At 68.4% G+C, this 13693-nt stretch carries 12 protein-coding genes; 3 read left to right on the top strand and 9 right to left on the bottom strand.

Annotation, left to right across the window (positions count from 1 at the left end; all coding sequences use genetic code 11):
- Positions 1 to 108: 108 nt before the first annotated feature.
- Complete coding sequence (locus IB227_RS16380; protein WP_192288264.1) at positions 109 to 393, bottom strand: hypothetical protein; 285 nt, start codon at positions 391 to 393, stop codon at positions 109 to 111.
- 512 nt (positions 394 to 905) lie between these two features.
- Between IB227_RS16380 and IB227_RS16375 the strand changes: the two genes are divergently transcribed.
- Entirely contained in the window at positions 906 to 1985 is a 1080-nt protein-coding gene (locus tag IB227_RS16375; protein ID WP_192288263.1) for an integron integrase, read from the top strand.
- Here the strand turns inward: IB227_RS16375 and IB227_RS16370 are convergent.
- Together IB227_RS16370 and ilvD are read right to left on the bottom strand one after the other, a co-directional pair.
- Complete coding sequence (locus IB227_RS16370; RefSeq protein ID WP_192288262.1) at positions 1946 to 2542, bottom strand: hypothetical protein; 597 nt, start codon at positions 2540 to 2542, stop codon at positions 1946 to 1948. The genes IB227_RS16375 and IB227_RS16370 overlap by 40 nt on opposite strands.
- Positions 2543 to 2572: 30 nt before the next feature.
- Positions 2573 to 4411 (bottom strand): dihydroxy-acid dehydratase, encoded by a 1839-nt coding sequence (gene ilvD, locus IB227_RS16365; RefSeq protein ID WP_192288261.1) that lies wholly within the window; start codon positions 4409 to 4411, stop codon positions 2573 to 2575.
- A 340-nt stretch (positions 4412 to 4751) separates the two neighbouring features.
- On the opposite strand from ilvD, the gene IB227_RS16360 reads away from it, so the two are divergent.
- A complete protein-coding gene (locus tag IB227_RS16360; protein ID WP_192288260.1) occupies positions 4752 to 5312 on the top strand; it encodes a DUF1190 domain-containing protein in 561 nt (186 codons plus the stop codon).
- Positions 5313 to 5316: 4 nt separating this feature from the next.
- Complete coding sequence (locus IB227_RS16355; RefSeq protein WP_192288259.1) at positions 5317 to 6504, top strand: glutathionylspermidine synthase family protein; 1188 nt, start codon at positions 5317 to 5319, stop codon at positions 6502 to 6504.
- Positions 6505 to 6786: 282 nt separating this feature from the next.
- On the opposite strand, the gene IB227_RS16350 is transcribed toward IB227_RS16355, so the two are convergent.
- The 6 genes from IB227_RS16350 to IB227_RS16325 form a co-directional block, all read right to left on the bottom strand.
- Positions 6787 to 8085 (bottom strand): DUF58 domain-containing protein, encoded by a 1299-nt coding sequence (locus tag IB227_RS16350; protein WP_192288258.1) that lies wholly within the window; start codon positions 8083 to 8085, stop codon positions 6787 to 6789.
- A gap of 127 nt (positions 8086 to 8212) precedes the next feature.
- On the bottom strand, positions 8213 to 9256 hold the full coding sequence (locus IB227_RS16345) for a MoxR family ATPase (protein ID WP_132862407.1): 1044 nt from the start codon (positions 9254 to 9256) through the stop codon (positions 8213 to 8215).
- On the bottom strand, positions 9253 to 10401 hold the full coding sequence (locus tag IB227_RS16340) for a DUF4350 domain-containing protein (protein WP_192288257.1): 1149 nt from the start codon (positions 10399 to 10401) through the stop codon (positions 9253 to 9255). Before IB227_RS16340 ends, IB227_RS16345 begins: the two co-directional genes overlap by 4 nt.
- Positions 10398 to 11966: a DUF4129 domain-containing protein gene (locus IB227_RS16335; protein WP_192288256.1), complete on the bottom strand. Its 1569-nt coding sequence runs from the start codon at positions 11964 to 11966 to the stop codon at positions 10398 to 10400. Before IB227_RS16335 ends, IB227_RS16340 begins: the two co-directional genes overlap by 4 nt.
- Entirely contained in the window at positions 11956 to 12948 is a 993-nt protein-coding gene (locus IB227_RS16330) for a stage II sporulation protein M (protein WP_132862410.1), read from the bottom strand. The genes IB227_RS16335 and IB227_RS16330 overlap by 11 nt, the downstream gene beginning before the upstream one ends.
- Positions 12945 to 13622 carry an RDD family protein gene (locus tag IB227_RS16325; RefSeq protein WP_132862411.1) on the bottom strand — a complete coding sequence of 226 codons (678 nt, stop codon included), beginning with the start codon at positions 13620 to 13622 and terminating at the stop codon, positions 12945 to 12947. Before IB227_RS16325 ends, IB227_RS16330 begins: the two co-directional genes overlap by 4 nt.
- Between the last annotated feature and the right edge of the window lie 71 nt (positions 13623 to 13693).

Raw genomic sequence — 13693 nt, 5'->3', positions numbered from 1 at the left:
TGCCGAAGTAGGAACGGCCAGCCAAATCAAACTACTGCCGCCCAACCCCGGAATTAAGCCGCGCCGGGAAACGGCGTCGGCTTGAATGAATTGTTAGGCCCCAGCCGATCAACGCCCGGAGCTAACAGCCTCATGGAGCGCCTGCTCCCACAGGCGAGAAGGGTAGAGATCTTCGCCACGGAACGGGTTGAGCGCAGATGGGTCAATTTGCCAACGCCTAAGAAGCACGAGCAACTCCCTAACGGCCCCTTCCCGTGCTTCTCCCAAGGAAACGGTCAGCTCGCGATTGCGTCCGACAACCGAAGCGAAGCCCGGGACCTGTTCCAGTCCGTGGAAGAACAGCGCCTCATCACCTTCCGAGAAGAACACCGGGCCTACAAACGTAATTTCCATTGGGCCTAACGCCTGAATTAAGCCGACGCTGCGAAGCAGCGGTCGGCTTGAATGAATTGTTGGGCGGCGGTGGTCGTTGAAGCACCCCTGATCAATGCTGCCCCGCTTGAACAAGCTGATGCGGGCCGATCATGCCACAGCTGGAGGGATCGAGGCTTGCCCGGGAAGCCTTGCCGCGCTTTGCAGCCGAAGCCCGATGAAATGATTGCGATGAGGTGTTGAAGCCTAAGGCGAAGTGGCGAACTTGCCGATGCCGGAAAGGCGTTGTGGCTGCTGTCCGGAGCCGACTAATGACTTGCCGATGCTGCTGCCGAAGCAGGAACGGCCAGCCAACTGAAACCACTGCCGCCCAACTCTAAGTAGACCGCCGAACAGCGGTGTAGCGCGAGTATCGCCTGTTCCTGTCGGGGTTCAAACCAATAAATTCCCACATGGAATCAATCAATTAACCCATTCCGGCGGTGCCTTGACGGCCCCAAGCTCGCGGAAAACTACCGCTTTGGAGCCGTGATATGAATTACGCCCCTGTTTCATCCGGCATAACGCAAGGTCAGCCCCCCAGGTTGTTGGAGCAGGTGCGCCGCCAGATCCGGGTCCTGCACTACAGCCGGCGTACCGAGCAGGCCTATGTCGGGTGGATCAGGCGCTTCATTCTGGCCAACGGCAAGCGGCATCCTCGTGAGATGGGGGCGGATGAGGTCGCCGCCTTCCTGACCGCATTGGCGATGGACGGCAACGTGGCCGCGGCGACACAGAACCAGGCCTTGTCCGCGTTGTTGTTCCTGTATCGGCACGTGCTGGGTGTGACGTTGCCGTGGATGGACAATGTGGTCCGGGCCAAGCGGCCCAGGCGTCTGCCAGTAGTGCTCTCCAAGGAGGAGGTGAGTCAGCTTCTCGGCGCGATGCCGGACGGTACCCCCGCGATGATGGCGCGCCTGCTGTACGGAACCGGCATGCGGTTGATGGAATGCCTGCGGCTGCGGATCAAGGACGTGGACTTCGCCCGCGCTGAAATCTGCGTGCGTAGCGGCAAGGGCAACAAGGATCGGCGTGTGCCGCTGCCGATGTCCTTGAAGGCAGCCTTGTTGCGGCAGCGGTGCTGGGCGGTGTCACTGCATGCGTCCGATCTTGCCGGTGGAAGGGGGCAGGTGCATCTGCCGCATGCACTTGCACGCAAGTACCCGAACGCGGATACGGCGCCGGGTTGGCAGTATCTGTTCCCTTCGCGGATGCATTCGCGCGACCCGCGCACGGGGCGTCGCGGCCGGCATCACCTCAGCGAGGAGGTACTGCAGCGGGCGGTGAAGCGTGCGCGGCTGCAGGTGGGCATCCTCAAGCCGGCGACCTGCCACACGCTGCGCCATTCGTTCGCCACGCACCTGCTCGATGCGGGATGCGATATCCGTACCTTGCAGGAACTGCTGGGGCACAAGGACGTGACGACCACGCAGTTGTATACGCATGTGTTGGGGCGCGGCGCCGGCGGTGTCCGCAGCCCGCTGGACCTGTTGCCCGTGCCGCCATCGCAGGCGGAGGGGATGGCGGCCGACGCTCAGCGGCCCCCGATCGGCCTGAAGCGGGCCACGCCATAGCGGTCGCTTTCAAAGGTGTAGTGCGCCGGGTCCACTACGCTGGCGATGCGCGCGCGTGCATGGGCTTCGTCGCTGCGGCCGCAGGCGATCGTGCCGAAGTCCAGCGGTGCATCCAGCACGATGCGCGCCGGGCCGTGCATGCCATCGCAGTGTCCGTGCAGGTGGATCCACAACCGGCCGTCGATCTCGCGCAGCTCGAAGGCGCCGTCGGTCAGGCCGAGATGCTCGCCGGTGTAGACCAGCACTTCCGGTTCGTCCTCGCCGGTCAGCGCAATGTGTTTGCCCGCGATGTCATTCCAGCGCGTCACTTCGCCGGGGCCGCTGTGGAAGGCGGGGCAGTCGTGGATGCGCAGGTGCAGGCTGTCCGGTGGCAGGTCGTCTTCGTCCAGCAGCACGTCATCGGGGTCGATGCGTTCGGCCTGGATGTCGAAGTCCCAGATCAGGGCAGGGATGTGCTCGTCGACGAACGCACCCAGCTGCGCTTCCGTCAGCCGGTAGGGCTGGTCGTTCCAGTGGCAGATCGCGCGGGGCATCAGCGGGGGCGGGGCGGTGTCCATCGCACCAGTCTGCCGCCCCCGCGCGGGGCGTCAACCGTCGAGCAGGGCCTTGTCACGCACGGCGCCCTTGTCGGCGCTGGTGGCGAGCAGGGCATAGGCCTTCAGTGCGGTGCTGACCTTGCGTGGGCGGGCCTGCGCCGGTCTCCAGCCCTTGGCCTCCTGCTCGGTGCGGCGACGGGCCAGCTCAGCGTCGTCCACCAGCAGGTTGATGCCGCGCTGCGGGATGTCGATCAGGATGCGGTCGCCGTCGCGGACCAGGCCAATCGTGCCGCCGCCGGCCGCTTCCGGCGAGCAATGGCCGATGCTCAGACCCGAGGTGCCGCCGGAGAAGCGGCCGTCGGTGAGCAGCGCGCAGGCCTTGCCCAGCCCCTTGGATTTCAGGTAACTGGTCGGGTACAGCATCTCCTGCATGCCCGGGCCGCCCTTCGGCCCTTCGTAGCGGATCACCACCACGTCGCCGGCCTGCACTTCGTTGCCGAGGATGCCCTTGACCGCGGCGTCCTGGCTTTCATAGACGCGGGCGTTGCCTTCGAACACATGGATGGATTCGTCCACGCCGGCGGTCTTGACCACGCAGCCATCGGCGGCGAGGTTGCCGTACAGCACGGCCAGCCCGCCTTCGCTGGAGAAGGCATGCGCCACGTCGCGGATGCAGCCCTCGGCGCGGTCGGTATCCAGCGACGGCCAGCGGGTGGACTGGCTGAAGGCCACCTGGGTCGGGATGCCGGCCGGGCCGGCCTTGTAGAACTGGTGCACCGCCGTGTCCTGGGTCTGGGTGACATCCCAGTCGGCGATGGCCGCGCCCAGCGTGCGGCTGTGCACGGTGGGCACGTCGGTGTGCAGCAGGCCACCGCGTGCCAGTTCGCCGAGGATGGCCATGATGCCGCCGGCGCGATGCACGTCTTCTATGTGGTACTTCTGCGTGTTCGGCGCCACTTTGCACAACTGCGGCACGCGCCGTGACAGGCGGTCGATGTCGCGCTGGTCGAAGGCCACCTCGGCCTCCTGGGCGGCGGCCAGCAGATGCAGGATGGTATTGGTGGAACCGCCCATGGCGATATCCAGCGTCATCGCATTCTCGAAGGCTTCGAACGTCGCGATGCCGCGCGGCAGCACGTTGGCCTCCTCGCCGCCGTACCAGCGGTGGCACAGCTCCACGATCAGGCGGCCGGCGCGCTTGAACAGCGCCTCGCGGTCGCTGTGCGTGGCCACCACGGTGCCGTTGCCCGGCAGCGACAGGCCCAGCGCCTCTGTCAGGCAGTTCATCGAGTTGGCGGTGAACATGCCCGAGCACGAGCCACAGGTGGGGCACGCGCTGCGTTCGATCACGGCCACCTGTTCGTCGCTGATGGCCTCGTTGCCGGCGGCCACCATCGCGTCGATCAGGTCGAGCTTGTGGTCGGCCAGCTTGGTCTTGCCGGCCTCCATCGGGCCGCCGGACACGAACACCACCGGGATGTTCAGGCGCAGGGCGGCCATCAGCATGCCGGGGGTGATCTTGTCGCAGTTGGAAATGCACACCAGCGCATCGGCGCAGTGCGCGTTGGCCATGTACTCCACCGAGTCGGCGATGATCTCGCGGCTGGGCAGCGAATACAGCATGCCGTCGTGGCCCATCGCGATGCCGTCGTCCACGGCAATGGTGTTGAACTCCTTGGCCACGCCGCCGGCCGCCTCGATCTCGCGCGCCACGAGTTGGCCAAGGTCCTTCAGGTGCACGTGGCCGGGCACGAACTGGGTGAAGGAGTTGACCACCGCGATGATGGGTTTGTGGAAATCGCCGTCGGTCATGCCGGTGGCACGCCACAGGGCGCGGGCGCCGGCCATGTTGCGGCCGGCGGTGGAGGTTTTCGAGCGGTATTCAGGCATGGGGGCGAGCAGGTACGGGCTGGCAGAAGCGTGTATGGGCGATTCTGCATCAAGATCCCGGTTGCTGTTGCAACCATCCGGCGGGGTGGAACGGTTGGACGATACCGAGGCGGCGCAGGCGCGCAGGAGCGGCTTCAGCCGCGAAGCCAGGAGCCCTTCCGTATGCCTGACGCCTGCAATTGCAGTCATGCCTTCGACCGGTACCTTCACCAGCTTCGCGGCCGAGGCCGCTCCTAGCCGGGCGCACCTGAAAACCGGTTCAGTTTTGGGACTGTGCCGATTTACGCCTCCCAGGCCGGATCAGGCATCATTCGGAAACAACTTTCACGGGGAATCGACCATGAAGCGATCCAGGACCACCGCGCTGCTGCTGATGAGCGCCGCGCCGCTGCTGTTCACCGCCTGCCAGAAGGAAGAAACGGTGCAGGTCAAGGAAGGGCTGTACACCTCGGTGGAGGCCTGCAGCGAGGCCACGGGCGATCCGTCCAGCTGCCGCCAGGCATTTGCCACCGCGCAGCAGCAGTCGGCCGATGCGGCGCCCAAGTACGCCAGCAAGGAAGAGTGCGCCAAGGAGTACCCGGCCGAGCAGTGCGTGCAGCAGCACACCAGCGCCGGCACCTCGTTCATCGGCCCGATGATGATGGGCTTCTTCATGTCGCAGATGCTCAACAGCGGCCGTGGCGCCGTGGCGGCACCGCCGGCCGCACAGCCGGCCTTCAAGGACAATGCCAATGGGTGGGCCAAGCCGGCCGGTACCGGTGGCCTGAACACCGGCAGCGGCATCGGCGCCGGCAAGGCCGGCCTGGCCCCGGTCACCAGCGAGCCGAACCGTGCCGTGACCGCCAGCCGTGGCGGCTTTGGTGCACGCAGCGGCGGCCGCAGCAACAGCGTCGGCGGTTGATCAGGTGCGGCGTGTAGCAATCGCCGAGCGCGACAACTGGCGAGCACGTGCCGCCGAGGCAGGTTTCCGGTTCCACACCATCGACGGTGCGCCGTACTGGGACGAAAGCGCGTACTACGCCTTCACCCTGCGGCAGATCGAGAACGACCTGGAAGACCCCAGCGCCGAGCTGCATGCGATGGCGCTGGACCTGGTCGGCGAGGTGGTGGCCAGCGAGGCGCTGATGGCGCAGCTGGCCATTCCCGAGCCGTTCCGTGACTGGATCGCCGAGAGCTGGCGCCGCCGCGACCCGCACCTGTACGGCCGGCTGGACTTCGCCTATGACGGCAAGGGCCCGGCCAAGCTGTACGAGCTGAACTACGACACGCCGACCTCGCTGTACGAGGCGTCGTTCTTCCAGTGGCAATGGCTGGAAGACCAGCGCAACCGTGGCGTCCTGCCGCAGCAGGCCGACCAGTTCAACTCCCTCCACGAGACGCTGGTGGAGCGCTTTGCCGAACTGTCGGCGCGCCTGCCGCCGCCGCTGTACTTCAGCGCGGTGCGTGAGTCCGAGGAAGACCAGGGCACGGTGGCCTACCTGCGCGACTGCGCGGCGCAGGCCGGCCTGCATGGCGCAGCCATCGCCATCGAGGACATCGGCCTGTCGGCCGACGGCCGCTTCACCGACCTGGACGACGTGGTGATCGGCAGCCTGTTCAAGCTGTACCCGCTCGAAGACCTGATGCAGGAGGAGTTCGGTGCGGCATTGCCCCGTTCCGGCGTGCAGCTGCTGGAGCCGGCGTGGAAGGCGGTGTTGAGCAACAAGGGCATCCTGCCGCTGTTGTGGGAACGCCATCGTGGCCATCCCAACCTGCTGGAATCGTACTTCGACGATGGCAGTGCCCTGCCGGCCGGCTGGGTGCGCAAGCCGCTGCATTCGCGCGAGGGCGCGAACGTGGCCATGCACCTGAGCGACGGTAGTTGGCAGGAGAGTGAGGGCCCGTACGCGGGGCCGAACATCCGCCAGGCGTTCCACGCGCTGCCCATGTTCGAGGGCAACTATTCGCTGGTCGGCAGCTGGGTGGTGGGTGACCGTGCCTGTGGCATCGGCGTGCGCGAGGACAACAGCCGCATCACCCGCGACAGCGCCCGTTTCCTGCCGCACGCCATCATCGATGACGCGCCGCAGGGGAGCACGCGGATCTACGTCTGACGACGCCCTGGGTAGGAGCGGCCTTGGCCGCGAAGCCGGGGGGCTTCTGCGTGCGGTTGTTCTCGACGGTGGAAGCGTTGTCGGCATAGGCGAAGGAGCGACCCCTCCCCAACCCTCCCCTTGGCTGCGCCAAAGGGAGGGGCGGTCATGCATGGCCTTTCAGCATGCGAGGTGTGCCGCTCTTGCCCCCTCCCTTTGGCGCAGCCAAGGGGAGGGTTGGGGAGGGGTGCTTTTCCGTGCCGGTGACGACACCCGCTTCGCGACCGAAGCCGCTTCTACCGGCTACAGCAGGCCGTCGCGCTTGACCGCCAGGTAACGCTCGACCAGCGCGGCGGGCAGCTCCTCGGCGGTGACGTCCAGCACCATCACGCGGTGGCTGCGCAGGGCTTCGTGGGCGTCGGCACGTTGTTGCAGGTAGCGGGTGATGGCACCGGCCTGGATGGCATCGGACACGGTCTCCACGTCGCGGGCCAGCGCGTCGTCCAGCTCGCTTTCGCGCAGGCTGGCCACGCAGACCAGGTGGCGCTTCTGCAGCAGGCGCACGGCGGCGAGCAGGTCCTCGATGTCCTCGTCGCGGACGTTGGTCACCAGCATCACCAGGGTGCGCCGCGAATGGCGCAGGCTCAGTTCGGTGGCAGCGGCCAGGTAGTCGGTGGCGACCGGCCGCGCCTGCAGGTCGTAGCTGGCGCGCAGCAGCGTGTCGATCGCCCCCAGGCCGCGTTGCGGCGCTACCCAGCGGCTGTCGCCGCCGGTGGCGAACAGGCCCACGCCGTCGCCCTGGCGCAACGCCAGGTAGGACACCACCAGCGCGGCGTTGAGCACATGGTCGAAATGTGACAGGCCACCTTCGTGCGCCATCATCCGGCGACCGGTGTCGATCATCATCACCAGCTGCTGGTTCTTCTCGTCCTGGTACTCGCGCGAGATCAGCTTGCGCGCGCGCGAGGTGGCCTTCCAGTCGATCTGGCGCAGGCTGTCGCCGACGCGGTATTCGCGCATCTGGTGGAAGTCGGTGCCTTCACCACGGCGGCGCTTGAGGTGCGCGCCGACCAGGCGCGAGGCCATTTCCGCGCTGAGCAGGGCCAGCCGGGTGAGCGGGGCGAAGTTGGGGTAGACGCGCACGGTCTGCGGCGGCCCGGCGATGCGTGATTGACGCCACAGGCGCAGCAGCGAATGCAGGCGCAATTGCACGCCGTCGAACACGAACGTGCCGCGGTTGGACGGGGTGAGGTGGTAGCTGAAACGGGTTTCGCTGGCGCGCGGCAGGGTCAGGCGACGCGGCAGGCCCGGCGTTTCCCAGCCATCCGGGACCAGGTCGTACACGTCCACGCGTTGCCGCCCGAATGCATCGATCTGCAGCCAGGTTTCGCGTTCGACGCCCAGGGCGAGCGAGTCGGGAAGTTCACGCCGCACCTGCGGGGTAGGGCGACGCCACAGCAGCAGGGCATCGATCAGGGCCAGCACCGCGATCGCCGCGGCCGTCAGCGTCCATGCCTGCAGCGGCAGGTAATGCAGGGCCACCGGCACACCCAGCAGGCCCCACAGCACCAGCAATGTGATCAGCAGCGGTGACGGTCTCACTGATGGGGTTCCGTGGCGGGGCAGGGGGTGGAAACAGCGGGAGCAACGGCACCCCTCCCCATCCCTCCCCTACGCACTGCGTGCGCAAGGCAGGGGGCAGAGGCGTGCGCGGTGGCCGGGCGTGGGCTCACTTGCGCGGGGCCTCGACCTTGGCGAGCAGGGCGGTGAGTGCGTCGTCGGCGGACTGGCCTTCGATCTGCAGTTCCGGGGCCAGCGTGATGCGGTGGCGCAGGGCCGGCTTGGCGATCTCGCGCACGTCGTCGGGGGTGACGAAATCGCGGCCGGACAGCACCGCCTGGGCGCGTGCGGCGCGCACCAGCGCGATGCTGCCACGCGGGCCGGCGCCCAGCGCGATGCCCGGCCACTTGCGGGTGGCCGCGACGATGCGCACCGCGTAGTCGATCACCTGCGGGTCGACGGTGATCTCGGCCACGGCCTTCTGCAGCGCGACCACGTCGCTGCCGCTGAGCACGCGCGGCACCTGCGACAGGTCGAAGTCGCCGGCGGTGCGGCCGACGGTGATGGCCTGGACCATGCGCTTCTCGTCTTCCAGCTGCGGGTAGTCGATCAGCACCTTCAGCAGGAAGCGGTCCAGCTGCGCCTCGGGCAACGGGTAGGTGCCCTCCTGTTCGACCGGGTTCTGCGTGGCCAGGGTGAGGAACGGCGGGTTCAGCGGGAAGGCCTTGCCCTCGATCGTGACCTGGCCTTCCTGCATCACTTCCAGCAGCGCCGACTGGGTCTTGGCCGGGGCGCGGTTGATTTCATCGGCCAGCAGCAGGTTGGTGAACACCGGGCCGCGGCGGATCTTGAAGCTCTCGGTCTTGGGGTCGTACACCGCGTGGCCGCTGACGTCGCTGGGCATCAGGTCCGGGGTGAACTGCACGCGCGCGTAGTCCAGCTCCAATGCCTGGGCCAGGGCGCGCACCAGCAGCGTCTTGCCCAGGCCGGGCACGCCTTCGATCAGCACGTGGCCACCGGCCAACAGCGCGATCAGGATCTGCTCGAGCACATCGGCCTGGCCGATGAAGGCCTGCCCGACGGCTTCGCGGATGCGCTCGACGCGTTCGATCACCTCGGCGTTGCCCGGTGCAGGCGCGGGTGCCGCGGCAGGTGCGGGCGCGGCGGCGGGAGCCTCGCCGGGAAGGGCGGGCGGAAACGGCGTCTCGTTCATAGCTGGTTTCTCATCTGGATGAGCAGGCGGATGCGTTCACGCAGGGCGTTGTCGTCCCGCGACGGGGGAACCTGCAGCGCGCTCTGCACGCGGGCGAGCGGCCATTGCAGGTGATCGGCGATGGCCTGGGCCTGGGCGTCGCCAACCAGGGCCGCGGCCACCGGTGCGCGGCGGCGCAGGCGGGTCAGGAAGGACTGGCGCACCGCGTCGTACAGCAGCGGTGACTTGCCGTAGCGATGCAGGTGTTCGCCGGAGGCGCGCACGTGCTCCAGCAGCGAGCGGCGGTCGCCGCGCGGGGACGGCTGCAGCGCGCCGAAACGCTGGCTGCGCGCCCACAGCCACGCCAGCAGGGCGAGCAGCAGCGGCAGCCAGACCGGCCAGCCCTGCTTGAGCAGGGTCCGCCACAGCGACGGCATCTGCATCTCGTAGACCAGGTGCGTGGTGCCCTTGCCGTAGTTGGGCGCCAGCACCAGCCGGGCCAGGTCGCGGTGCGGGATGTCGCGCAGGCCTGTTTCATATTCGCCGCGCCCGTTGCGCAGGAAGTCGGTGCTGCCCAGCACGTCGATGCGGCCGGTGCCGTAGCGCAGCCGCGCCCAGGCCAGCGTGGCATCCGTGCCGTCGCCCCAGCGGCGTTCGACCCGGGTGCTGCCATCCACGGTGAAGCGGTTGCCGGAGCAGAACTCCTGGTGCTCCTCCTGGCCGTTCACGCGCCATGGTAGGCAGCGTGCCGGGACCTCGCTGGTCTCCACGCCCAGCTGCTCCAGCAGGCCCGCGTCGTCGCCATCGAGCTCCTCATCGGCCCCGGGCATCTGCAGGACCAGGTGCCCGCCGAACTGCACCCAGTCGAGCAGGCCGCTGACCTGCGGCGGCGAGAGCAGGCGCGGGTCGTCCAGCATCACCACGGTGTCGCCGGGCCGCAGCTTCATGTCGGCCAGGTCGAGCTGGCGCCGCGACTCGGCCTTCTGCCCGTCGCGGCGCAGGGTCTCGCGCAGGGCATACAGTGGGTTGTAGGTGGGCTCGCCGTAGGCGGGCAGGGTGATTTCCTCCTTGCGCCGTTCGACGGCGGAGAACACCCATGCCACCACCAGCGCGCTGACCAGCACGCCGATGCCCGCGATCAGCCCGTAGCGCAGGCGCGCGCTCACGTGCGCCACCCGTACTGCCGGTGCAGTTCACCCATCAATGCCTCGAACTCGTCCTCGCTGGGCAGGCGGCCGGCATAGGCGGCGTACTGCCAGGTGCGCACCATGCGCGCGAACAGGGTGCGGTCGGCTTCCTGCGGCATGCGCCGCGAGGCCCGCAGGCACTGCGCCTCGGTGGCGCCGGGTGGCAACACGATGTCGGCACGCTGGCCCAGCACCTCCACCGACGCGCGGTACAGCAGGGCCAGTGCATGACGCGGCTTGCCTTCGCGCCACAGGCGGCGCGCGCTGCCCAGAATGTCCGGCGGCAGCACTTCGGGCACCAGCAGGGCGTCGTGCTGCACCGGGGTCTGTGCTTCGCGCGTGCGCCGGCCACTGCCACGCAGCCACGGCAACCACCAGCGGGCGGTGAGCGCCAGCACGATCAGCAGTGCGGCCAGCACGATCCACAGGATGCTTTCGCCGATCAGCGCCAGCACCTGCGAGACGAACGTCATGAACGACGGGTCACGCGTCTGGTCGCTGTTGTCCTGCGTGGGCTTGTCCCGTTCCTTGAACACCCACTTGTCCACCGTGCGCTTGGCGCCCAGCTGCGGATCCTCGTAGGCGCGTGCGGCGGCCTGGCGGAAGCCGTCGGTGTCGGCGTCGCCCTGGCCGAACACCGCATGCGGCGTGGCCGGGACGATCGCGTTCGACGGCGCGGCGGTTTCCTTGTGGTTGCTCAGCACCGAGTCGGGCAGGGCGTTGCTCTGCTGCGCGCGCAGCGGCGCGATGCCGACCAGCAGGAACAGCACCATCAATGGCGCCAGTCGGGCCAGACGCTCGCGCAGGCGGCGGAAAGCGATCTCCACGTCCCAGGCTTCCAGCTGGGTGCGGCGGTTGAGGTACAGGCCGAAGCCGGCACCGCTGTAGAACGGGCCGATCAGGGTCATCGCGCCCCAGGCCAGCAGGTTGAAACCGATCCACGCCCACGCGGGCGTTTCGTCGCCGATCAGCGACCAGGACGCACGCAGCGATTCGGGCAGGTCTTCCACCGGCATGAACATGAAGATCAGGGCGATGCCGGCCAGCTGCAGCATGGCCTCGAAGTGCCAGCACACCGAGGTCAGCAGCGTGGCGTGGCCATAGCTGGCACCGCCCAGTGCACGCCGGCGCATGCCGCGTTGCGGGCCATCGCCACCTTCCAGCAGGTCCACCGGCATCAGCAGCGAGCGCGCCGGGCTGAGCCGGCGCCAGCCCAGGTAGGCGCCGATGCCGCGCCAGCCCCAGCGCAGCTGCGCGCGCAGTGTCTCAGCGGTGGTCGGCACCGCGCCGAAGGCACCGCGCGAGATCACGTACAACGGGATCCGCTCGAATGCCGGCTTCAGCCACCACATCACCAACGCCGGCAACCAGAAGTTGTCCAGCCACAGGCCGAGCAGGTTGAGCAGCGCGAACACCGGCAGGGTGACCAGCAGCCAGGGTTTCCAGATGGCCCAGGCATGCCGGCGCACCAGCGCCGTGCCCAGTTCCATCGCCTCCCACTGCGAGCGGGCGCGCAGCACCACGTCGAGCTGGTCAATGCGCATGTGCGCTCCCGCGTCCGCCGCGCCACAGCCAGAGGATCACCAGCGTCCACAGGATGCCGGAGACGGTCAGCTTGCCCCACATCGGCACCCACGCGATCGATGACCAGAACGCCTCGATGAACGCGGCCACCAGCAGCATGAAGGCCACGCCCAGGCACAGCCGGGCGCCGACCCGGCCACCTTCGATCAGGGCATCGATGCGGCGCATGCGCCCCGGTGCCAGCAGGCGCAGGCCCAGCTGCAGGCCGGCGCCGCCGGCGATCACGATGGCGGTCAGCTCGAACGGCGCATGTCCGACCACGAAGCGCCAGAAGGGCTCGCCGAAGCCGGCCTGCTGCAGGTGGCCGGCCACCGCGCCGATGGTGATGCCGTTGAACAGCAGTACCAGGACCGTGCCGATCCCCGCCAACAGGCCACTGGCAAAGGTGCGCAGGCCGATGCTGATGTTGTTCATGATGTAGTGGCCGAACATCGCCCAGTCGGTGCCGCTGTCGCGGCCCAGGTGGTCGGCGGCCGGGTCGTACATCTTTTCCATCTGCGCGATCTGGGTGGTGCTCAACAGCATGTGGACCAGGTCCGGCTTGAGCTGCAGCAGCACGAAGATGCCCACCAGCGGCACCGCGAACAGCGCCAGCGCGGTCCACATCGCGCCGGCCTGGCTGCGCACGGCCAACGGGAAATCGGCGAACAGGAACTCCACCGCGCGCGACCAGCGCGGCGGCGGGGTGCGGTAGAGCAGGTTGTGGCCGTTCTGCGAGAGCTGCTGCAGGCGTTCGACCAGCTGCGGGCTGTAACCGCGGTGGCGGGCCAGCGCCAGCTGCTGGCACAACCGCCGGTAGCGCTGCGGGATGGTCTCATCGCCGGGCAGGTCGGCGTCCACGGTGCCGCGCACGCTGCGGGCATGGCCCCCGCGCCGCTGCAGCCATTGCTCGAACTGCTGCCACTCATGCTGGTAACGGGTGACGAACTGCTCCTGCTTCATCGCCGCCCCAACAACCAGTTGGCCATGGCATACAGGCGCAGCACGCCGGCCGCGCCGCTGGCCTGGCTCAGGCCCGAGGCGATGTCGGCCAGTTCGTTCTGGCGCGGCCCGGACAGGGCCGGCGCGCGGTCGGCGAAGGCGATCAGGGCGATCTGTTCACCGGGTTGCAGCGGCACCGGCGGGGCAAGCACGGTCTCGATCCGCGCCGGCGGCTCGGCCGCGCGTGGCGGGGCATGTACCACCAGCGAGCCGGCGACCAGGTCACCCAGGCGCCGGCCATAGGGGTCGCACAGGCAGCTGATCAGGCCCACCGCGTAGCCGAACGGCAGTGCGTCCACGGTGCGCAGCAGGTTGCGCACGATGGCCGGCATCCAGCCCAGCGGCGCACCGTCATTGGCGACCACGCGCAGGCCGAGCACGCGCTTGCCCAGGGTCTGGCCGAACCAGACTTCCAGCACGATCGGGTAGGCCCAGAACATCAGGAACATCAGGCCCAGGTACAGGCCCTGGCCGAAGTCGCCCAGGGCCAGCAGCACCGGGCTCATCACCATCAACACGCCGAAGCGGACCAGCAGGTCGATCAACCAGGCCAGTGCGCGCGGCACCGGGCCGGCGGCGGGCAACTGCAGCGGCACGCCTTCAGGCGTGATCACTTCGCGATAGGTATCGAGCATGGGCGCGCCCGCGGGCATCACGGCACCGCCTGCGCAGCGTGCTGCGTTGGCCCGGGCTGGCGGGAAGTCCG

This window comes from Stenotrophomonas sp. STM01 (assembly GCF_014852135.1).
GTDB lineage: Bacteria > Pseudomonadota > Gammaproteobacteria > Xanthomonadales > Xanthomonadaceae > Stenotrophomonas > Stenotrophomonas capsici.
Note: the sequence above shows the minus strand (reverse complement) of the source record. Positions and strands in the feature narration are given on the sequence as shown.

Coding starts and splice junctions, on each gene's coding strand:
- IB227_RS16380 (WP_192288264.1), bottom strand. CDS start 393: ATGGAAATTACGTTTGTAGGCCCGGTGTTCTTCTCGGAAGGTGATGAG.
- IB227_RS16375 (WP_192288263.1), top strand. CDS start 906: ATGAATTACGCCCCTGTTTCATCCGGCATAACGCAAGGTCAGCCCCCC.
- IB227_RS16370 (WP_192288262.1), bottom strand. CDS start 2,542: ATGGACACCGCCCCGCCCCCGCTGATGCCCCGCGCGATCTGCCACTGG.
- ilvD (WP_192288261.1), bottom strand. CDS start 4,411: ATGCCTGAATACCGCTCGAAAACCTCCACCGCCGGCCGCAACATGGCC.
- IB227_RS16360 (WP_192288260.1), top strand. CDS start 4,752: ATGAAGCGATCCAGGACCACCGCGCTGCTGCTGATGAGCGCCGCGCCG.
- IB227_RS16345 (WP_132862407.1), bottom strand. CDS start 9,256: ATGAACGAGACGCCGTTTCCGCCCGCCCTTCCCGGCGAGGCTCCCGCC.
- IB227_RS16335 (WP_192288256.1), bottom strand. CDS start 11,966: ATGCGCATTGACCAGCTCGACGTGGTGCTGCGCGCCCGCTCGCAGTGG.
- IB227_RS16330 (WP_132862410.1), bottom strand. CDS start 12,948: ATGAAGCAGGAGCAGTTCGTCACCCGTTACCAGCATGAGTGGCAGCAG.
- IB227_RS16325 (WP_132862411.1), bottom strand. CDS start 13,622: ATGCTCGATACCTATCGCGAAGTGATCACGCCTGAAGGCGTGCCGCTG.